At 62.4% G+C, this 20,007-nt stretch carries 17 protein-coding genes and 1 other RNA gene; 14 read left to right on the top strand and 4 right to left on the bottom strand.

The window, feature by feature from the left end:
• Positions 1 to 3: 3 nt before the first annotated feature.
• Genes icmH through tssJ form a run of 3 tightly spaced genes read right to left on the bottom strand, consistent with a single transcriptional unit; the run spans position 4 to position 2,793 of the window.
• Positions 4 to 786 (bottom strand): type IVB secretion system protein IcmH/DotU, encoded by a 783-nt coding sequence (icmH, locus tag CTA01S_RS03520; RefSeq protein WP_019559313.1) that lies wholly within the window; start codon positions 784 to 786, stop codon positions 4 to 6.
• Positions 783 to 2,135 carry a type VI secretion system baseplate subunit TssK gene (gene tssK / locus CTA01S_RS03515; protein WP_026329908.1) on the bottom strand — a complete coding sequence of 451 codons (1,353 nt, stop codon included), beginning with the start codon at positions 2,133 to 2,135 and terminating at the stop codon, positions 783 to 785. The genes icmH and tssK overlap by 4 nt, the downstream gene beginning before the upstream one ends.
• Positions 2,136 to 2,160: 25 nt before the next feature.
• Positions 2,161 to 2,793, bottom strand: a complete 633-nt coding sequence (gene tssJ / locus CTA01S_RS03510; RefSeq protein WP_062192250.1) for a type VI secretion system lipoprotein TssJ — start codon at positions 2,791 to 2,793, stop codon at positions 2,161 to 2,163.
• A gap of 281 nt (positions 2,794 to 3,074) precedes the next feature.
• On the opposite strand from tssJ, the gene CTA01S_RS03505 reads away from it, so the two are divergent.
• From CTA01S_RS03505 to tssH, 8 genes are all read left to right on the top strand, one after another.
• Positions 3,075 to 3,719 (top strand): outer membrane protein assembly factor BamD, encoded by a 645-nt coding sequence (locus CTA01S_RS03505; protein WP_062192246.1) that lies wholly within the window; start codon positions 3,075 to 3,077, stop codon positions 3,717 to 3,719.
• Between the two features lie 30 nt (positions 3,720 to 3,749).
• Positions 3,750 to 4,265, top strand: coding sequence for a type VI secretion system contractile sheath small subunit (gene tssB, locus CTA01S_RS03500; protein ID WP_019559317.1), 516 nt, complete (start codon positions 3,750 to 3,752; stop codon positions 4,263 to 4,265).
• 4 nt (positions 4,266 to 4,269) lie between these two features.
• On the top strand, positions 4,270 to 5,760 hold the full coding sequence (gene tssC, locus CTA01S_RS03495) for a type VI secretion system contractile sheath large subunit (RefSeq protein ID WP_019559318.1): 1,491 nt from the start codon (positions 4,270 to 4,272) through the stop codon (positions 5,758 to 5,760).
• A 39-nt stretch (positions 5,761 to 5,799) separates the two neighbouring features.
• Positions 5,800 to 6,339 carry an Hcp family type VI secretion system effector gene (locus tag CTA01S_RS03490; RefSeq protein ID WP_019559319.1) on the top strand — a complete coding sequence of 180 codons (540 nt, stop codon included), beginning with the start codon at positions 5,800 to 5,802 and terminating at the stop codon, positions 6,337 to 6,339.
• Positions 6,340 to 6,427: 88 nt separating this feature from the next.
• Positions 6,428 to 6,919: a type VI secretion system baseplate subunit TssE gene (gene tssE / locus CTA01S_RS03485; RefSeq protein WP_019559320.1), complete on the top strand. Its 492-nt coding sequence runs from the start codon at positions 6,428 to 6,430 to the stop codon at positions 6,917 to 6,919.
• A gap of 1 nt (position 6,920) precedes the next feature.
• Complete coding sequence (gene tssF, locus CTA01S_RS03480) at positions 6,921 to 8,795, top strand: type VI secretion system baseplate subunit TssF (RefSeq protein ID WP_062192243.1); 1,875 nt, start codon at positions 6,921 to 6,923, stop codon at positions 8,793 to 8,795.
• Positions 8,759 to 9,835, top strand: a complete 1,077-nt coding sequence (tssG, locus tag CTA01S_RS03475; RefSeq protein ID WP_062192240.1) for a type VI secretion system baseplate subunit TssG — start codon at positions 8,759 to 8,761, stop codon at positions 9,833 to 9,835. The genes tssF and tssG overlap by 37 nt, the downstream gene beginning before the upstream one ends.
• A 25-nt stretch (positions 9,836 to 9,860) precedes the next feature.
• Positions 9,861 to 12,578 (top strand): type VI secretion system ATPase TssH, encoded by a 2,718-nt coding sequence (gene tssH, locus CTA01S_RS03470; RefSeq protein WP_062192237.1) that lies wholly within the window; start codon positions 9,861 to 9,863, stop codon positions 12,576 to 12,578.
• Positions 12,579 to 12,745: 167 nt separating this feature from the next.
• On the opposite strand, the gene ffs is transcribed toward tssH, so the two are convergent.
• An RNA gene (gene ffs, locus CTA01S_RS03465) (signal recognition particle sRNA small type) lies at positions 12,746 to 12,843 on the bottom strand.
• Between the two features lie 109 nt (positions 12,844 to 12,952).
• Here ffs and CTA01S_RS03460 point away from each other — a divergent pair.
• From CTA01S_RS03460 to CTA01S_RS03435, 6 genes are all read left to right on the top strand, one after another.
• On the top strand, positions 12,953 to 13,666 hold the full coding sequence (locus CTA01S_RS03460) for an MgtC/SapB family protein (protein ID WP_062192233.1): 714 nt from the start codon (positions 12,953 to 12,955) through the stop codon (positions 13,664 to 13,666).
• A 523-nt stretch (positions 13,667 to 14,189) separates the two neighbouring features.
• On the top strand, positions 14,190 to 14,939 hold the full coding sequence (locus tag CTA01S_RS03455) for an electron transfer flavoprotein subunit beta/FixA family protein (protein WP_019559326.1): 750 nt from the start codon (positions 14,190 to 14,192) through the stop codon (positions 14,937 to 14,939).
• Between the two features lie 11 nt (positions 14,940 to 14,950).
• Complete coding sequence (locus CTA01S_RS03450) at positions 14,951 to 15,883, top strand: electron transfer flavoprotein subunit alpha/FixB family protein (RefSeq protein WP_019559327.1); 933 nt, start codon at positions 14,951 to 14,953, stop codon at positions 15,881 to 15,883.
• A 127-nt stretch (positions 15,884 to 16,010) separates the two neighbouring features.
• Complete coding sequence (locus CTA01S_RS03445; RefSeq protein WP_062192229.1) at positions 16,011 to 17,801, top strand: acyl-CoA dehydrogenase; 1,791 nt, start codon at positions 16,011 to 16,013, stop codon at positions 17,799 to 17,801.
• Between the two features lie 17 nt (positions 17,802 to 17,818).
• A complete protein-coding gene (locus tag CTA01S_RS03440; protein ID WP_019559329.1) occupies positions 17,819 to 18,775 on the top strand; it encodes an NAD(P)H-dependent flavin oxidoreductase in 957 nt (318 codons plus the stop codon).
• Positions 18,776 to 18,893: 118 nt separating this feature from the next.
• Positions 18,894 to 19,997: a PA0069 family radical SAM protein gene (locus tag CTA01S_RS03435; protein WP_062192631.1), complete on the top strand. Its 1,104-nt coding sequence runs from the start codon at positions 18,894 to 18,896 to the stop codon at positions 19,995 to 19,997.
• The last annotated feature ends 10 nt before the right edge of the window (positions 19,998 to 20,007 follow it).

Genomic DNA, 20,007 nt, shown 5'->3' with positions numbered 1-20,007 from the left:
TCATCACGGCAGTGTGATCGTCAGATGCGCGGCTTCGGGGGGAAGCTGAATGAGCTGTTGGTAGGCCGCGAGATCGGTATGGGTTGCCCGATCGAGCAGGGTCCGAATCCCCATGAACGCCAGCAGTCCCAAGCAGACAAAGCCAGCTGCCAGCATCCACGGCGGAATCACGGTGTGCAGCACGTGTTGCACGCGGTCAGGAGGCGCCCAATGCGGAGCGAAGCTTGCTTTGCGTCCTTTCATGTGGGTGATCTCGTCGGTCAGACGTGCCGTCAAGTAGCTCAGCTTCTCTTGCCCTTCGAGCAGGTATTTCCCCTGAAACCCGAGCAGCAGGCACAAATGAAAGACCTCGAGCGCGGCCAAACGAGCGCTGCCTTGCTGACGCAGTCGCTCGAGATGCACGAAGAAGTTCTCCCCGGCGAGTTGATCTCCGAAAAACTGCAACTGCAAGGGGTGGCGCTCCCAGTCCTCGCGGATCTTGAGGCCCGAGGTCAGGATCGTTTCATCCACCAGCGCGCAAAACGCGTACTTTGCGAGGTGAACGTCTTCGGCGCTGGCATCGAGCTGAATCGAGTGACGCTCGAACTCGGCGAGAAATTCCTTCAGCTTCTCCCGCAGAGTGGTGGCATCGGCCGGGCTATGTCGATTCTTCAGTAGAAAGACCAGGTAGAAGCCCTCGTAGAGCAGATCGACGAGTTTGCCGGTTTGGACGGGCGCACCGGAGGGGGCCTCCGCCGGTGGCATCAGCTCGGTGTCTTCGAAAAGGGAGGGGGGTGAAGTGCTCATGGATTCACGGCGATCAGTTCGAGACGCAGATCAGGCCAGCCCTGCGGGGTGTACAGAGCGATCGCTTGTGCTTGCAGCATGCGCTCGTAAAGAGGGCCACGTGGCTCCAGCGAAAAGTAGTGCATGCCCGGTCGAATCGGCACAGCGGCAGGGACCTGCTGAGCATGGATGAGCCGCACGCCTGGCATGGCTGACAGCACGAGTTTTTCCACATCGTCCGGCGCGCCGATCTTCAAGCGCAAGGGCGCGGTCTCGATGAGCTCCGAGCCGGGCAGTGCGGCCGACAAGCCCAGGAAGAAGGCCGTGGAGGCTTGGATTTGCTCACTGTCGAGGCGACCGATGTGGAATGAAGGCTTGCTCTCGTGCAACGCGATGGCAAAGTATCGTGTGGAGATGACGGCTTCTAGCATTTCCCGCACGATGTGATCGATGCGAGCAAAGCAAGTGCCCGGGTCCTGGTGGTCATAGGCGGGCAAGTCCGACAACGTGAACGACTTGGAGAACGTCAAGAGCGAGCCGGCCAATTGGAGCAAGGCCTGATACAGGCGCTCGGGATGCAAACCGGGGTGGCGCGCCAAATGGGTCAAGGACGCGTGGGCTGCGTTGACGGTGTGAAGCAGCCAGAATGAAGCCACGTCGCCGGATCTGAATTCGATGATGTTTTTCGACGGCTCTCGGTGCAGGCCGATCAGCGCATCGGCCTTGGCTTGTAGCGCATCGAGCAGCCGGCGGAGCATCGACTGCAACGCCGGGGTGGAGTCGATGGCCACCGAAGGCGGAATGAAGCGACGGTCCACTTCGAATCCACCGTTGCCTTTGCGCCGCAAGCGCAGCACCGGAAAACTGACGGTGTCTTCTCGCGCATCGTGGCTGGCACGCAAGCGCGCCGCTTTACGCAGGACCACGACTTCGGCCGGGACCGCGTCGGTGAACCAGTCGCTGGCTTGCACGTGTGCGTCTTGTCGAAACCGCAACTCGACGCCTTCGTTCTCGTCGAGACGGCTATGGTTGTTGCCCATTCGACGCATCGGGGCGACGCACAAATGAAACGTGAATTCGGACTGCTGTAGGTCGAGTTCGGTCAAAGACAAGGAAGGAGGCAGCAGGTCATCTCCTGGTGCGTCGTAGAGATCGCCATCTGGCAACACGGCTTGAATCTCCAACAGTTGCAGCAGGCCGTTTTGCAAAGCGTCTTCGTCGACGCGAAGGTGCCTCACCCCCCAGGCGTATGGATGCAGGATGCGCGCCATTTGAGCAAGCCGCCACTCGTGATAGGCGTCTTGCCGTTGGAAATGCTGAGGTCTCAGGAAGAGACCTTCACCCCATAGGATCTTGGAAGATGGAATCACGTTGTCAGGTCCGTGTTGCAAGTCCTCATCCGCGCTGACAGCCCGCCGGCGCAGAAGGAACGGGGTTTGCAGACGAGGTCGTCGATCGGCCGATGGCCACGCTGAGGCTGCAGGCGTGTAGACCAAGCGACAGGCCCGTTTTCGCCGCGTCCTTCGCATCGAAAGTCAGTCGCCAGCTCTGCGCAGCAGGGTGATGGAATAAAGCCACGATGCCCAGGTGAGTAGCCTCGGCAGGAAGAACTTCGTGCCATTCACGGTGTTGCCCTGGCAGCATCTGAATTTCGCGCACCTCGATCAGCTCGTCGCCGAGCAGCTCGCGTTCACGGGCAGGCGAGGTGAACGCGTCCTGCGGTGCCGACTCGAATGCCTGGATTCCTTTGAGCTTGTAGACGCGCATCACCAGCGACAGGGATCGGCCGTGGTCGTCGACGTTGAGCGATTCGCTGGCCTGCATTCGCACCGCAATGCGCGCAGGTTGAGCGTTTGGTGGAGGGGATTCTTGCGGGGCCAAGCCGATCAGGCGCAGCGCCCCACTCGTGAGGGCGCTGGCCGCATCGACTGCCTTGCCGGCGCTCGCGCAACCGACGACACCTGCCAGCGCCACGACAGACAGAACACGGGCGAGCAAAGCAAGTGCCGGCGGTGCGCGATGCCACATGGCTTTCTTCCCTGAGACGATGCTTGTTGTGATGAAAAGCGGCCGTAGTCTAGGCAAGACGAGCGCGGATGCACTCACCTGTTCAGGGGGATATGGTGACTTGCTGTATCAATAGGTAATTCTGTGTAACGAGCGCCTCGAAGCCCTAGCGTCAAGCCCACAAGCTGCGATTTAATCCGCAGCCATTCAAGCGACACGATGAGAGTGCGGGGCCTGCATCCAATTGCAGGTGAAGCAACCGGTCGCAACGATCAGCAACAGCAGGTGAGGGGGTCTTCGGTATGGACCTGATTGCATTCAAGGGGGCGCTTTGGCGCGTCGGGGCGGTCTTGGTGGTTGCAGGCTTGACGGCCTGTGCCAGCGTGTCACGGACCGAAGACAAGCTGCCCCAAGTGGATCTTCAGCAGGCGCTGGCTCAGGCCCGGACTGCACAGGAAGCCGGCGATTGGGCCAAGGCGAGCGATTTGCTGTTGCAAGCGGCGCGCGCCCACCCGGGAGCCAAGGAGCCCTGGCTTCAGCAGGCCCAGATGCATTTGGAGGCCAAGCGCTATGGCCAGGCCATGGTCGCTGCGCAGGAAGTCCTGCAGCGCGATGTGAATGACACCACGGCCCACAGCATCATGGCGGTGGCAGGTTTGCGAGCTTCGGCCTTGGCTTTGAGCCATTTGCGGCAGGGCAATGCGGTGCAGGGCAGCACCCGCGAGGAAGCCCAGACACTCACGCAGACGATCCGAGAGGCCATAGGCGAGACGGTGATCGTGGCGACCGAACCCGTGCAGACGCCGGCTGCGCGCCCTGCGGTGGTGACCCGCCGCCGGGAGGCTTCATCCATCTCGGCCTCCAGTCGGGCGGCGCGTCCGGCGGAGCCTGCCACGGCCCGACCGGCATCCACCGGGTCGCGCAATCCATTCAGCGCTCTCCAGTGAGCGTCTTTCATCCTCTTCGCAGGGAGTCCCATGGCCAAGAAAGACAGTGTGCAAAAGCGTCTCGAGAAGGTGCGTCCGCCTCGGGTGCAGTTGACCTACGACGTCGAGATCGGCGATGCCATCGAGCAGAAGGAGTTGCCGTTCGTGGTGGGTGTGCTGGGTGATTTCATCGGAAAACCTTCCGACCAGACGCCTCCGCCTCGGCTGAAGGATCGCAAGTTCGTCAACATCGATCTCGACAACTTCGATGCCGTCATGGCAGGCATGGCCCCGAGAGCGTCGTTTCGGGTGCGTAATGTCTTGAGCGAGGAGGGTGGGGAGTTCGCCGTCAACCTGGAGTTCAAGCAGATCGACGACTTCCGTCCGGAATCCGTGGTGCAGCAAGTGGAACCGCTGCGTCGTCTGCTCGAGGTGCGGACCCGGCTGGCCGATCTGCGTAACAAGCTGGCAGGCAACGAGAAGCTGGAGGATTTGCTCGACGAAGTGTTGCGCAACACCGAGCAGCTCGAGCGCTTGGGCCAAGAAACCCAGACCACGAAGGAGTGACGTGATGAGTGCCGAAGCCCTTGCGCAAGCGCCGCAACCCGAAGCCGCGCCAGAGTCGGAGTCTTTGCTCGACCGCATCGTCGAACAAAGCCGCGTGGCCAAGTCGCCGACGGAACATCAACGTGCGCGAGACATCATTTCCGAGTTGGTGCGAGAGGTCCTGAAGGGGACCGTGGTTCTGTCAGAGAACCTGTCGGCCACGCTCGATGCCAGAGTGGCTGAGATCGACCAGCTCATCTCAGCCCAGCTCAGCGAGGTGATGCATGCCCCGGAGTTTCAGCGTCTTGAATCATCTTGGCGCGGCTTGCACTATCTGTGCAAGCACACCTCCACGGGAGCGATGATGAAAATCAAAGTCATGCACGCAACGAAGAAGGAGCTCGTGCGTGACTTCAACACGGCCATCGACTTCGACCAGAGTACGCTTTTCAAAAAGGTCTACGAAGAGGAGTTCGGAACCTTCGGCGGGGCGCCCTTCGGGGCCTTGATCGGTGACTACGAGATTGGTCGTCAGCCCGAGGACATGTACTTCATCGAGCAGATGTCCCATGTCGCGGCGGCGGCTCATGCGCCATTCATTTCTGCAGCGTCGCCGGAGCTGTTCGGGTTGGAGAGCTTCACCGACCTGGGCAAGCCTCGCGATTTGGCCAAAGTATTCGACACGGTCGAATATGCCAAGTGGAAATCCTTCCGTGATTCGGAAGACGCCCGCTATGTCGGTCTGACCTTGCCGCGCTTCCTCGGGCGACTGCCGTACAACCCGAAAGATGGAACCACCGTGGAGGGGTTCAACTTCGTCGAGGCGGTTGATGGCAGCTGCCATGACCGTTACCTGTGGGTCAACAGCGCTTACGCCTTCGCCGCGCGACTGACTGCCGCTTTCGAAAATTATGGATGGTGCGCCGCGATTCGCGGGGTGGAAGGTGGGGGGCTCGTCGAAGATTTGCCGACGCACACGTTCAAGACCGACGATGGTGAGATCGCTCTGAAGTGCCCCACGGAAATCTCGATCACCGATCGGCGAGAAAAGGAGCTCAGCGACCTGGGGTTCATTCCCTTGGTGCATTGCAAACACACCGACTACGCCGCGTTCTTCGGTGCTCAGTCGGTGCAAAAGCCGCGCAAATACGATTTGGATGCGGCCAACGCCAACGCGGTGCTGTCCGCGCAGCTGCAGTACATGTTTGCGGTGTGCCGCATCGCGCACTACATGAAAGCGATGATGCGCGACAAGATCGGTAGCTTCGCGTCGGCAGCCAACGTGGAAGACTATCTGAACCGATGGATCTCGCAGTACGTCACGTCGGATGACGCTGCATCTCAGGAGACCAAAGCGCAGTTTCCATTGAGAGAGGCCTCCGTGCAGGTCTCCGAAGTTCCGGGCCGTCCAGGGGTGTACAGGGCGGTCTCCTTCGTTCGTCCACATTTCCAATTGGACGAACTTTCGGTGTCTTTGCGCCTCGTGGCGGAATTGCCACAGGGTGGCAAGGGCTGATTCTCAACGCTCCAACCTTTTCAGCGGAGGACTTTTTCCATGGCGAAGGACATCTACGTCGAGTTCAAGGGTAGCGACATCAAGGGCGATTCCCGCGACAGCAAGCACAAAGATTCCGTCGAGGTCTACTCCTGGAGCCACTTGGTGCGTCAACCCAAGTCTGCGACGGCGTCGACGGCCGGTGGGCATACGGCAGAGCGCTGCGAACATGGTGAAATGGTCTTCACCAAGGACATCGACGGTGCCACGCCCAAGCTGTTGCAGGCTTGCTCGGCCGGGACCATCATCAGTGATGTCATCGTCTACTTTTACCGGGCCCATGGCGGGAAGAACAATGTGGGCAGCCCGTCGGGGACTCAGAGCCGTCACCAGTATTTGAAGATCGAATTGAAGAATGTCATCGTTTCTTCGGTGGCGCCGACGGTCAATGGTGAGGGCGTTCCTTCCGAGACGTTCACGCTGAAGTACTCGGCTGTGCGTTGGACCTACGACGAACTCAACATCACCGGTGACAAGTCCGGCAAGGTCAACATCACCGGGGCCTGGGACCTGGCCAAGAACGTCCCGAACTTCAGCTGATTCTCAAGGCTCCTTCCGGAAAGAGAAAGGCGGCACGTCCGCCTTTCTTTCTGAGCTCGGATGCCCCGTCGTTTCACTTGCGCCCCTCATGTTGCGCTATCGTCCTTCGCTCTTGGACTGCCTGCTCGACGACGATGGAGGTTCGGTCAGTCCTCATGCCGTGCTTCAAATGTCGCTGGAGCAAATCAAGGACTGTGTCGCTCGCGACCTGGAGGCCTTGCTCAACACCCGTTGCGCTTTAGCGGACGAGGACTTCGAGGGGTACCCGCTGAGCGAGCGCTCCGTGCTCTCGTATGGGATGCTGGATTTCAGCAGCCTGAGCCTGGCCAGCCCAGAAGACCGGCGGCGCATCTGTCAATCGATCGAGCGTGCCATCGGCATCCACGAGCCCAGGCTGAGTGCAGTGCAGGTGACTCTGGAGACAGGGGCCGTGGCTGAGCAAAAACTGCATTTTTCCATTCGAGCGTGGCTGCTGGTAGAGCAATCGAAAGAGCCTGTCAGCTTTGATGCGGTGGTGAGCCAGACCACGCAGCATTATCGCGTTCGCTGCGCGGGTGCAGACCGCATTGTCGAGGTCTGAAGTGGAAGAGCTACTGCCCTACTATGAGAGAGAGCTTGCGTTTCTACGCAATCAGTCCAGGGAGTTCGCGCAGCGGTACCCGAAGATCGCTTCCCGTCTACAACTGAGTGGCGAGTCTGCCGAGGATCCTCATGTCGAGCGACTGATCGAATCGTTCGCATTCCTGGCCGCGCGAATCCACAAACGTGTCGAGGACGATTTCCCTCTCTTTACGGAATCCCTGCTGGAGGTCCTCTATCCTCATTACCTTCGGCCATTTCCTTCGTGTTCCGTGGCTCAGTTCCGTCTTGGATCGGCAGCCGCGCAGATGAATGGGGTCGTACGCATTCCCCGTGGTGAGGTGTTGCGCAGTCGACCGATTCGGGGCGTGGCGTGTCAGTTCCGCACGGCTTACGACGTTGAATTGGTGCCGGTGAGGTTGACCGAAGCCAGCTTCCGGATGGCGCCACCGTCCCTGCCGGGCTGCCGTTGGCCCGATGGGACGTCGGCAGTCGTGTCCATTCATCTGGAGTCCCTGTCGCCACAGTTTTCTTTGGCGGATTGGCAGGGAAAGTGCTTGCGCGTCTACCTCGATGGCGAGCCGTCGCTGGTGAGCGTTTTACGCGAGGCGCTGTGTTCCAAGTCACTGGATGTGATTTTGCAGTCCGGTGATGGACAGGGGGTGTCGAAGCTGACAGGGATGCGGCCGCGGTTGGTCGGCTTCGAGGACCATGAGTCGATCGTGGAGCTCGATCCACGGTCGCATGTGGCCTATCGCTTGCTCACGGAATACTTCGCCTATCCGGAAAAGTTCAATTTCGTGGACCTGCCTGTGTCGCTTCCATCGCAAGGCACTGGCAGGGACATGGCCATCAAGGGGACGCACCTGATCCTGCACATTCCATTGACGGGCATGCGCGGTGATTCTGATGCGGCCCGACTTCTGGAAGATCTCGATGCCCAACATCTCCAACTCGGGTGCACGCCGGTGGTCAACTTGTTCCGAACGCCGGCCGACCCCATCCGGGTGACCCATGCTCGAACGATGTATCCGGTGGTGGTCGATGCGCGTCGGGCGTATGCCTATGAGGTGTATGGGATTCAGAGGGTGTGGTGTGTGCGCCAGTCTGCGCAAGGCGAGTCCGTTCAGGAGTTTCGCCCGTTTTATTCTTTGCGCCACGACGACTTGCTGCGTGATGGGGAGCGTGTCCAACCCAAGGCCTGCTATTGGTACACCCAGCGCGACGAGCGAACGGCCTCACAAAGCCCTGGATATGAGTTGGAACTGGGGCTGGTGGATGCAGACTTTCAACCCAGCTGGGCGGTGCAAGAGACTTTGTCACTGGAGGTGTGGGCGACCAACCGAGACTTGCCCACCCAGCTGGCAATCGGGCAGCCAGGAGGTGATCTCTTCGTCGAGGGGGGCAGTGCCGCCCAAGAGATTCGGCTGTTGCGCCGGCCCAGCCCGAGCTTGAGGTTTTCACGCGGGCAAGGCGCTTTGTGGCGGCTCATTTCTCACCTGTCGCTCAACCATCTCTCACTCAGTCAGGGGGGCATCGATGCCCTCAAGGAAATGTTGCGGCTGTACGATTTGCCGCGCAATGCTGCCAATCAGCGCCAGATCGATGGCCTGGTGGCCGTGCAGCATCAGCCTGCGGTGGCCTGGTTGCCAGGCAAGCCCTATGCCACTTTCGTGCGCGGAACCGACATCCGTCTGACCATCGATGAAACCAGTTTCGTCGGCGTGGGGCTGCATGTGTTCGCCGAGGTGCTCCACCGATTCTTTGGTTTGTATACCCATCTCAACAGCTTCACACGGTTGCGGCTGGTCTCCGCCCACACCGGCGAAGAACTTCTGTCATGCTCTCCCCGCAGCGGCGCTCAATCCCTCGTGTGATCGATCGGCTGCTGGAAGAGCCACATCGACACGAGTTCTTTCAGGCCGTGCGCCTGTTGTCGCGTTGGCTGTCGGCGCGCGATGGCCTGGACGAGCAGGGCATTCTTGCGCATCGGCTCCGATTTCGCAGCTCGCTGTCGCTGAGTTTTCCGGCCAGTGAAATCGAGGACCTTCAGGTCGTCCGAGAGGCGTCGCAGGAGCAAGCCGCCAGTGCAGGGTTGGAGCGCATCGAGATCACGCCTGCGTTCATGGGGCTGCTGGGCGTGCACGGCACCTTGCCGCTGCACTACACCGAAACACTCGTGCGTCGCGAGGTGTTCAAGCGTGATGGCGCAGCACGCGCTTTCCTTGACATCTTCAATCACCGAGCCCTTGGCTTGTTCTACCAGGCATGGAAGAAGCATCGCTTGGCCCTGTCGTATGAGTCCGACCGAGCCGAGGGGTTCTTGCCCATGGTTTTGTCCTTGGCAGGGCTGGGGCAGTCCGCGTTACGCAACCGTCTGCTCGATGGGCCAGGGGCTGGTTTGCACGACGAGTCGGTGGCCTATTGGGCAGGGGCCCTGCAGCGCCGGCAGGTGTCGGCATCGCAGTTGGAGTCTTGGATCGGAGCGCATTTCGGCATTCCCGTTCGGGTGGAATCGTTCGTGGGCCGTTGGGTTCGATTGCCCACGTCGGCGCGAAGTGTGCTCGGTCACAGCGATGTGGCCCTGGGGCGTAACGCGGTTCTGGGCGAACGCCTGTGGCAGCGCGACTTGCGTGTGCGCTTGCACCTAGGCCCCCTGGAGCGGCGGCGCTATGACCATTTTCTGCCGGGAGCCACCGGCGCGCGAGCCCTACAGCGACTGCTGACCTTGGTCTGCGGCGTGTCATTGGAGTTCGAAGTGCGCTTGTGCCTGCGGCAGCAGGACGTTCGGCCCACGGTGTTGAGCTCGCGGTCTGACGCTCTGGTCCCACGGTTGGGATGGACGACGTTCCTCTGTAGCAAACCCGCGACCCAGGATCGCGACGATCTGGCCTACGACGCGCTGTCGGCGGTGTGAATCTTTCATTCTTTGGACATCGACCATGTCTGTATCCCTCAAGACCTTGATTACCAAGCTCAACGAGCTGACGCGGCAGGCGGCTGAACGGGCGGCCAATTTGTGCATGGCTCATGGGCACCACGAGGTGGATATCGAGCACCTCTTGCTGGCCTTGCTCGACGAGCCTCGCAGCGACCTGAGCTTGATCTGTGCGCGTCGTGAGGTGTCGGCCGCAGGGCTGCGCCGGGATCTCGAGTCCGCGCTGCGGCAGCTGCCCAGCGGCAATACACGAACCCCCGTGTTCTCGCAGCGTCTGCCGCAATGGTTGGAGCATGCTTGGCTGATTGCATCGCTCGATAGCCAGGTGGCGCGCATTCGCAGCGCGCATTTGCTCTTGGCATTGCTGACCGATCCCGGATTGCGGCAGATGGCCGCTCGGGCCTCATCGGCGTTGTTGCGCATCCCCGTGGAGGACCTGAAACACCGCCTCGACGAACTGACTGCCGGCTCGGCCGAAGCCGCTGGCATTGCATCCTCACCGGTTGCAGCATCGTCACCGGATGGGGGCGCTGCAGCCTGCGCCAGCACGCCGGCATTGGATCGTTACACGGTCAACCTCACACAGCGAGCCCGCGAGGGACAGATCGATCCAGTGATCGGTCGGGAGTCCGAAATCCGTCAAGTCATCGACATCCTGCTGCGACGGCGTCAGAACAATCCCATCCTCACCGGAGAGGCTGGCGTGGGCAAGACGGCGGTGGTCGAAGGCTTGGCCTTGCGCATCGCTTCGGGAGACGTTCCTGGGCCTTTGCGAGACGTTGCGTTGCATGTGCTCGATTTGGGCTTGCTGCAGGCTGGCGCCTCCGTCAAGGGGGAGTTCGAACACCGGCTTCAGCAGGTCATCGATGAGGTCAAACGCAATCCGCGACCGATCGTTCTGTTCATCGATGAGGCCCACACCTTGATCGGTGCGGGAGGGCAGGCCGGGCAAAACGACGCGGCCAATCTGCTCAAGCCAGCACTGGCCCGGGGGGAACTGCGCACGGTGGCAGCCACCACCTGGAGTGAATACAAAAAGTACTTCGAGAAGGACGCTGCCTTGGCGCGTCGCTTTCAGGTCGTCAAGGTGGAAGAACCGTCCGAGGCCGTGGCAGCGGACATGTTGCGCGCGATGGTTCCGCTGATGGAGCGACATTTCGGTGTGCGCATTTGCGACCAGGCCGTCACTGAGGCCGTCCGTCTGTCTCACCGCTACATCACCTCGCGTCAGTTGCCGGACAAGGCCGTGGGGGTGCTGGATACGGCGTGTGCCAGGGTGGCCTTGGGGCGCAATGCCACGCCAGCGGTGATCGATGAAGCCCGCCGCCGACTCGCGGCTCTGGAAGCCGAGCGTCAGGCTTTGCAGAAGGAAGCCGCGCAAGGCGTGGATCAACGCAGCCGCTTGGCCGAGCTGGACACACAATCCCAAGCGATCCAGGCCCGCCTGGAGGCCGACCTGAGCCGTTGGGAGCAGGAAAAGGCCTTGGTGGCCGAGATCGATGAGTTGCGTGAGCGTCTCGAACGTGGGGCAGACGAGGCGGGCGCGCCGTCGACGCCCGCAGCGCTGGGCGCTGAGCCTGCGCCGCCGGCTGGCAAGTCGCGCAAGAAAAACGAACCTTTGTCCTTGACGCCCTGGCAAGCCGCACTGCAGGCCAAGTTGTCGGAGTTGGCCGTCATCCAAGGCGACACGCCCTTGGTGCCGGTGCAGGTGGATGCGCAGGTCGTGGCCCAGATCGTCTCGGACTGGACCGGCATTCCTTTGGGCCGCATGGTCAAGGACGATATCCAAGCCGTGTTGCAGCTGCAACAAGCGTTGGAGGAGCGGGTCATCGGACAGTCCCATGCCCTGGCTGCCATCGCTCAGCGCGTGCGTACCGCCCGGGCCGGGTTGGAAGATCCGAACAAGCCCCAGGGGGTCTTTTTGTTCGTGGGCCCCAGTGGCGTGGGCAAGACCGAAACCGCGTTGGCTTTGGCCGATGCGCTCTACGGTGGGGAGCGCAGCCTCATCACCATCAACATGAGTGAATACCAAGAGGCGCACAGTGTTTCTGGCCTGAAGGGCTCGCCGCCGGGTTATGTGGGCTACGGAGAAGGCGGTGTCCTCACGGAGGCGGTGTGCCGCAAGCCTTACAGTGTGGTGCTGCTCGACGAGGTGGAGAAGGCTCACCCCGATGTGCTGGAGCTGTTTTTCCAGGTCTTCGACAAAGGCGTGATGGAGGACGCTGAAGGCCGCGAGATCGATTTTCGCAACACCCTCATCATCCTCACGTCCAATGTGGGTTCATCGACCTTGATGCAGGCCTGCCTGAACAAAGACGAGAGCGAAAGGCCTAGCCCGGAGCGCCTGGAGGAGCTGCTCAGGCCGCAGTTGTACAAGGCTTTCAAGCCGGCCTTCCTGGGGCGTTTGAAGGTCGTGCCGTTCTACCCCCTGTCCGATGAGGTGCTCGAGCGGGTCATCCGTTTGAAGCTGGACCGCATCGGTGAACGCTTCCATGCCCAACATGGCGCCCGCTTCGAGTATGGCGATGACTTGGTCGAGGCCGTGCTGGCCCGATGCACGGAAGTGGACACCGGGGCCCGCAATGTCGATCACCTGCTGGGCGGCAGTTTGTTGCCGGAGCTGGCGCAATTGGTGCTCGCCCGCATGGCCGAAGGTCAAGCCGTGGGGCGCATCAAGGCCAGCGTGGGCAAGGACGGACAGTTCAAGTACCGAATGACCTGAGCAGCGCTCGTCAACCGAGGCGCAGCCGTGGTGGTGTGGGCAGGCGCTGTGGACGCCTTGCGGCGCATCCCGGGATGCGCCGCTGGCGCTGGCGGGCCGCATGATCCGCTGCGGCTGGGCGCATGCGCCTGTTGCAGGGCCGACGAAGCCCGAAACCGACGGATTCGGGTGACGAGCCTTAACCCCGGCACTGTTCGCGATGGTTAGGGCTGCTTCGTTCCCGACCTGACCCGGTTGGCCATGCTCCCATGCGAGGAGGCCCGTCATCCGCTATTGTAGGCCATGCCCCGCCAGTGGCAGTCCGATCGGTGCGGCCAGATGTGTCGCGGACGGTCGGCTGGACAGCGGGGGCGCGTGTTGGGCATGATGGGTGCATGAATGAGTTGCTGACCCAAGTGCCTCCCGTCTACAGAGAGACCAGCCTTCATTTGCTGGGCGCTGTATTGGCCGGAGCGGTCATCGGCCTGGAGCGAAGCTACCACGGGCGCCCAGCGGGGTTCCGGACGCATACCTTGGTCTGTTTGGCCTCTAGCCTGCTGATGCTCATCACGGTGTTCCATGCCGAGTGGTTTGCCGGTCCAGCGGCGATGCGGGCCCAGATCGATCCCACGCGCATGGCTCAGGGGATCATGACGGGCATCGGCTTCTTGGGGGCGGGCGTGATTTTCAAGGAAGGCCTGTCGGTGCGAGGGCTCACGACGGCGGCCTCGATCTGGGTCACTGCCGCGGTGGGCATTCTGATCGGCGTGGGATTCTTCTTTGCCGCGGCGTTGGCGACGCTCATCACCCTGGGTGTGCTGGCCGTGTTCCGCTTGATCGAAGGACGCATGCCCACGCGCCAGCATGCTCATTTCAGCGTGTGTTTCGAGCGCGACCACGTGATGCCCGAAAGCGAGCTGCGCCAGTTGCTCGAGGCCCATGGCTTTTCGATTGCAAACCTGAGCTACCGGCTCGAGGCTGAAGGAAGGATCTTCGAGTACCGCATGACCGTGCGCTCACGAGCCGGCGACAGCCTCTCGCGGCTGGCGTCGACGCTGGCGGCGCGGCCCACGGTGAAAGAGTTCCGTTTGTCACCGGCTGGGGATTGAGGCCGCGGCTGGGGATTGAGGCCGGGTTGGTCCGCGCAGGGCGTCACGCAAGGCTCCAGCCCCGGCACGCTCGCCAGAACTCGCGCAGTCCGCGCGGCCACGGCAGGGCACACACAGGACATGGTTGGACTCCAACCAACGGTTCGGCCGGCTCTGGAAGCGCGCAGCACAGCCTGGCTTGCGGGGCCATCACGCCGATGCGGCCGTTGCGCGCGCGGGGAGGTTGGCTGGACGCTGGCTTCGTGCCGATCAAAGGCAGGTCGGGGCCGACGGAGCAAGGCCGCAGTGAGGCGGTCGAGGCGCTGCAGTGTGGGGCTTGGAGACCCGACTCCAAGCTGGGTGACTGGACGGCCCTGGGGGGGGATCCGTTAGAATGCACAAAATCGAACGATCGTTCTATTTTGTGCAGGCTGCGATGCCTAGGGTTAACCCGAGCACGCTTGTCGCCAGGACAACAGTCCGGCTGTGCGCTGCACCATAGAATGGGATGTTACGTTTACGTCAATCCGAAGGAGAGCGTCGCATGAAGGCACTGGTCGCAGTCAAGCGCGTCGTGGACTACAACGTCAAGGTGCGTGTGAAGTCCGACGGCACGGGGGTGGACATCGCCAACGTCAAGATGAGCATGAACCCCTTTGACGAGATCGCGGTGGAAGAAGCCACCCGTCTGAAGGAAAAGGGGGTGGTCAGCGAGATCGTGGCAGTGTCTTGCGGCGTGGCGCAATGCCAGGAAACGCTGCGCACGGCGATGGCCATTGGGGCGGACCGGGCCATACTCGTCGAGACCGATGCCGAGTTGCAGCCGTTGGCCGTGGCCAAGCTGCTCAAGGCAGTGGTCGACAAGGAGCAGCCCCAGCTCATCATCTTGGGCAAGCAAGCCATCGATGACGATTGCAACCAGACGGGGCAGATGCTGGCGGCATTGCTCGATCGCCCGCAGGGGACCTTTGCCAGCAAGGTCGAAGTGGTCGATGGGGCCGTGGTCGTCACCCGCGAGGTCGACGGTGGCCTGGAGACGGTGAAGCTGCAATTGCCGGCCATCGTGACCACCGATCTGCGCTTGAACGAGCCGCGCTATGTGACGCTGCCCAACATCATGAAGGCCAAGAAGAAGCCCCTGGAGGTGCTCAAGCCGGCGGATCTCGGGGTTGACGTCAGCCCGCGTCTGAAAACCCTGAAGGTGGCTGAGCCTCCCAAGCGCAGCGCCGGTGTGAAGGTGCCCGACGTGGCCACGCTGGTCAGCAAGCTCAAGAACGAAGCCAAGGTCATTTGAGGAGTTCGGTCATGTCCATTCTTGTCATTGCAGAGCACGAGCACGGCGCCCTCAAAGGGGCCACGTTCAATACGGTGACGGCTGCGTTGGCCTGCGGGTCGGAAGTGCATGTGTTGGTGGCGGGTCACAACGTCGGGGAAGCGGCTCGGCAAGCGGCCCAGATCGCCGGTGTGACCAAGGTGTTGCATGCCGATGCGCCGCAACTCGATGCACAACTGGCCGAGAACGTGGCGGCCCAAGTGCTGGCCGTGGCCCAAGGTTATAGCCACATCCTCTTTCCGGCCACTGCTCACGGCAAGAACGCCGCCCCCAGGGTGGCGGCCAAGTTGGACGTTGCGCAGATTTCGGACATCACCAAGGTGGTGTCGCCGGACACCTTCGAGCGGCCCATTTATGCCGGCAACGCGATCGCGACGGTGCAAAGCGCCGATGCGGTCAAGGTCATCACGGTGCGCACCACGGCGTTCGACGCGGCGCCGGCCACTGGCGGTGCAGCAAGCGTGGAAAGCGTGGCGGCGGTGAGTGATTCGGGGTTGTCCAGCTTCGTGGGTCGCGAAGTCACCAAGAGCGACCGTCCGGAGCTCACCGCCGCCAAGATCATCGTCTCGGGTGGCCGTGCGCTGGGCTCGGCCGAGAAGTTCAACGAGGTGCTGACGCCGCTGGCCGACAAGCTCGGGGCCGCGCTGGGCGCCAGCCGGGCGGCGGTGGACGCGGGGTACGCGCCCAACGACTGGCAGGTCGGTCAGACGGGCAAGATCGTGGCGCCGCAGCTGTACATCGCCGCGGGCATCAGCGGGGCGATTCAGCATCTGGCGGGCATGAAGGACTCCAAGGTGATCGTGGCGATCAACAAGGATCCCGAGGCCCCGATCTTTTCCGTGGCCGACTATGGCCTGGAGGCCGACCTGTTCGAAGCCGTGCCGGAGCTGGTCAAGAGCCTGTGAGATCCACAACGGGCCGTGACATCGGGATGTTGCGGCCCGCCAGACCCGTGCGCCCGCTGCACAGGCCACGGGTCTTTTTTCCGCCTGGTGCACAAGTTGTCCGTCGAGTGACAAGCGAGGAGATGCCGTGACTTACCGTGCCCCCGTCAAGGACATGCTGTTTTGCATGAAGGAGCTGGCTGGTTTGGACGAGGTGGCCAAGCTGCCTGGTTTCGAGGATGCCGGCGTGGAAACCGCCCAGGCCGTTCTGGAGGAATGCGCCCGGTTCAATGAGGGGGTGGTCGCTCCGCTCAATGTGGAAGGCGACCGCAACCCCAGCGCCTGGAAGGACGGGCAAGTCTTCACGACGCCTGGCTTCAAGGAGGCTTTCCGTCAGTTTGCAGAAGGGGGCTGGCAGGGTCTGCAGCACCCGACCGACTTCGGTGGTCAGGGCCTGCCCAAGACCATCGGTGCGGCCTGCATCGAGATGATCAACAGTGCCAATCTGAGTTTTGCACTGTGTCCGCTGCTGACCGATGGGGCGATCGAGGCCTTGTTGACCGCCGGCTCGCCCGAGCAGCAGCGCACCTACATTCCCAAGATGATCTCGGGGCAGTGGACCGGCACGATGAACCTCACCGAGCCGCAAGCGGGTTCGGACCTGGCGCTGGTGCGCACGCGCGCCGAGCCACAGCCAGATGGCACCTACAAGCTGTTTGGCACCAAGATCTTCATCACTTACGGTGAGCATGACATGGCCGAGAACATCGTCCATCTCGTGCTGGCGCGTGTCACCGGCGCGCCCGAAGGGGTGAAGGGCATCTCGTTGTTCATCGTGCCGAAGTTCTTGGTTCGGCCCGATGGGTCGATCGGTGAACGCAACGATGTGCACTGCGTGAGCATCGAGCACAAGCTTGGCATCAAGGCCAGCCCGACGGCAGTGTTGCAGTTTGGCGACCACGGCGGCGCGGTGGGTTACCTGGTGGGTCAGGAAAACCGCGGTCTGGAGTACATGTTCATCATGATGAACGCGGCTCGCTATGCCGTGGGTGTCCAAGGCATTGCGGTGGCCGAGCGGGCTTATCAGTTGGCAGCGGCGTATGCCAAGGAGCGTATCCAGTCGCGGCCGGTGGACGGGTCTCGGCCTGGCAGCGCGCCGATCATCCACCATCCGGATGTGCGCCGGATGTTGATGACGATGCGCGCCTATACGGAAGGCTGCCGTGCGATGGCCATCACTGCCGCAGCGGCCTATGACGCGGCTCATGCACACCCGGACGAGAAGGAGCGCCAGCGCAATCAGGCTTTCTATGAGTTCATGGTGCCGCTGGTCAAGGGCTACAGCACCGAGATGAGCTTGGAGGTGACCAGCCTGGGGGTGCAGGTGCACGGGGGGATGGGCTTCATCGAGGAGACGGGGGCCGCCCAGCATTACCGAGACGCTCGCATTTTGCCCATCTATGAGGGCACCACGGCGATCCAAGCCAATGATTTGGTGGGCCGCAAGACGGTGCGCGATGGGGGCCAGGTGGCCAAGGCCATCGCTGCGCAGATCGCCAACACCGAGGCGGACTTGGCCCGTCGCGACAGTGTGGCCGCCCGTGCCATGCTCCAGCGCCTGCAAGCGGCCCGAGAAGCTTTCGTGCAGGTGGTGGATTTCATCGTGGCCCAAGCCAAGAGCCGACCGAATGCGGTCTACGCCGGCAGCGTGCCGTATTTGATGCTTGCCGGCAATGTGGTGGCAGGTTGGCAGATGGCGCGGGCCTTGATGGTGGCCGAGGATCGGCTGGCTGCCGGCGAGGACACGGCCTTCATGCAGGCCAAGATCGCCACGGCGCGCTTCTATGCCGAGCACATCCTGGCCAAGGCGCCAGCGGTGCGTGAGGCGATCGTCAATGGCGCCGACAGCGTCATGGGCTTGGACATCGAAGCATTCTGAGTCTCGAGGAGCATCCCGTGCCTTTGCCGACCATCCTTCAGAACTTGCCGCTGCCAGTCATCGGCTCGCCGTTGTTCATCATCAGCAATCCACGGCTCGTGATCGAGCAGTGCAAGGCCGGCATCGTGGGTTCGATGCCGGCGCTCAATGCGCGGCCGGCCTCTCAGCTGGACGAGTGGCTGGCCGAGATCACCGAGACGCTGGCGGCTTATAACCGCCAGCATCCGGACCGCCCGGCCGCCCCGTTTGCGATCAACCAGATCGTGCACAAGAGCAATGACCGGCTCGAGCACGACATGGCCTTGTGCGAGAAGTACAAGGTGCCCATCATCATCACCTCGTTGGGGGCCCGCACGGATGTGAACGAGGCGGTGCATCGCTGGGGTGGAGTCGTGTTGCACGACATCATCAACAACACCTTTGCCCGCAAAGCCATCGACAAAGGGGCGGATGGCTTGATTGCCGTGGCGGCCGGGGCCGGCGGTCATGCAGGCACGACCAGTCCTTTCGCGCTGGTGCAAGAGATTCGGGAGTGGTTCGACGGCCCCTTGGCGCTGTCCGGGGCGATTGCCACGGGGCGCGCGATCTTGGCGGCGCGGGCCATGGGGGCGGACTTCGCTTACATCGGCTCGGCTTTCATCGCCACCGAAGAGGCGCGCGCCGTCGATGAATACAAGCGCATGATCACCGAAAGCACCAGCCAGGACATCGTCTATTCGAACCTTTTCACCGGGGTGCACGGCAATTATTTGCGCGGCTCCATCGTGCGTGCCGGGTTGGATCCGGACAATCTGGCCGTCAGCGACCCGAGCAAGATGAATTTCGGCGGCGAAGGGGCGAAAAAGGCCTGGAAGGACATCTGGGGCGCCGGCCAAGGGGTGGGGGCCATCAAAGAGGTGGTGCCCGCGCGCGTGTTGATCGAGCGTTTACGCAGCGAGTATCTGGCCGCCAAGGCGCAGTTGTGCGCAGCTTGATGCGGCGGCCCGGCGTTCGCACGGTCCGCGGGCCGGGTGGACGCTGAGCCGCCGGCCTGGACTTCCAGCGGTTCGGCATCTATACTGTATATCTATACAGTTACCGATGGGTCCCGGCATGGCCGAACCTCCATGGTCTCCAGTGGTGATCAAGGGCCGCGGCACGGGCTGGCGGCTGGCGCATCGTTTCGAAAGCCAGGAGCGCGAATGGTTTGACGATGGATGGGCCCCGGGGGCGCAGGCCGAGTCTGCCGCTGAGGGGGCCGTCGCGCATCCTCCTCGCAGCGAGGTGATGGAAGAGCGCGTGCGCTCGCTGCTCAGCCCGAACGACTCCCCAGACATTCCCTTCGAGTGGTCGATCAATCCCTACCGGGGCTGTGAGCACGGCTGCATCTACTGTTACGCCCGCCCCACGCACAGCTACCTGAATCTTTCGCCCGGGCTGGATTTCGAAACGAAGCTGGTGGCCAAGGTGAACGCGGCCGAGGTGCTGGCCCAGGAGCTGGCGCGACCAAGGCACCGAGTCAGCCCGATCAATATCGGCTCGGCGACCGATGCCTATCAGCCCATCGAGCGTCGCTTGCGGATCACGCGGGCGGTGCTGGAGGTGTTGCACCGCTGCAAACACCCTTACACCATCGTTACCAAGTCCTCAGGGGTGGAACGGGACCTGGACCTGATTGCCGCCGATGCGGCCGAGCGCAGGGCCATGGTCTTCGTGAGCGTGACGACACTCGATGCGGCGCTGAGTCGCCGTCTGGAGCCCCGTGCGGCGGCGCCCCACCGCCGATTGCAGACGGTGCGGACTCTGGCGCGCGCCGGTGTGCCGGTGGGCGTGAATGTCGCCCCGATCATTCCTTTTTTGAACGAGCCGGAGATCGAGCGGCTCGTCCAGGCGGCAGCCGAGGCCGGCGCCAGGTCGATTCACTACACCGTGTTGCGGCTGCCGTGGGAGGTGAGCCCTTTGTTTCAGCGCTGGCTGCAAGATCATCTGCCGCAGCGGGCCGCACGCATCATGGCACGGGTGCGTGAGTTGCGGGGCGGCAAGGACTATGAGGCCGAATTCGGCGTGCGCATGAAGGGTCAGGGGGTGTGGGCGCAGCTCATCGCCCAGCGCGTGGACAAAGCCTGCGCCCGCGCCGGGCTGGCGCGCCACGCACCGCGTCTGGATGCGACGGCTTTCCGACCTCCTGGTGACGCACGCCAGGCCGAGCTGTTTTGACGCAGGGATC

The organism is Caldimonas taiwanensis NBRC 104434, assembly GCF_001592165.1.
Taxonomy (GTDB): Bacteria; Pseudomonadota; Gammaproteobacteria; order Burkholderiales; family Burkholderiaceae_C; genus Caldimonas; species Caldimonas manganoxidans.
The sequence above is the reverse complement of the archived record's forward strand: the minus strand, read 5'-3'. Positions and strand labels throughout refer to the sequence as shown.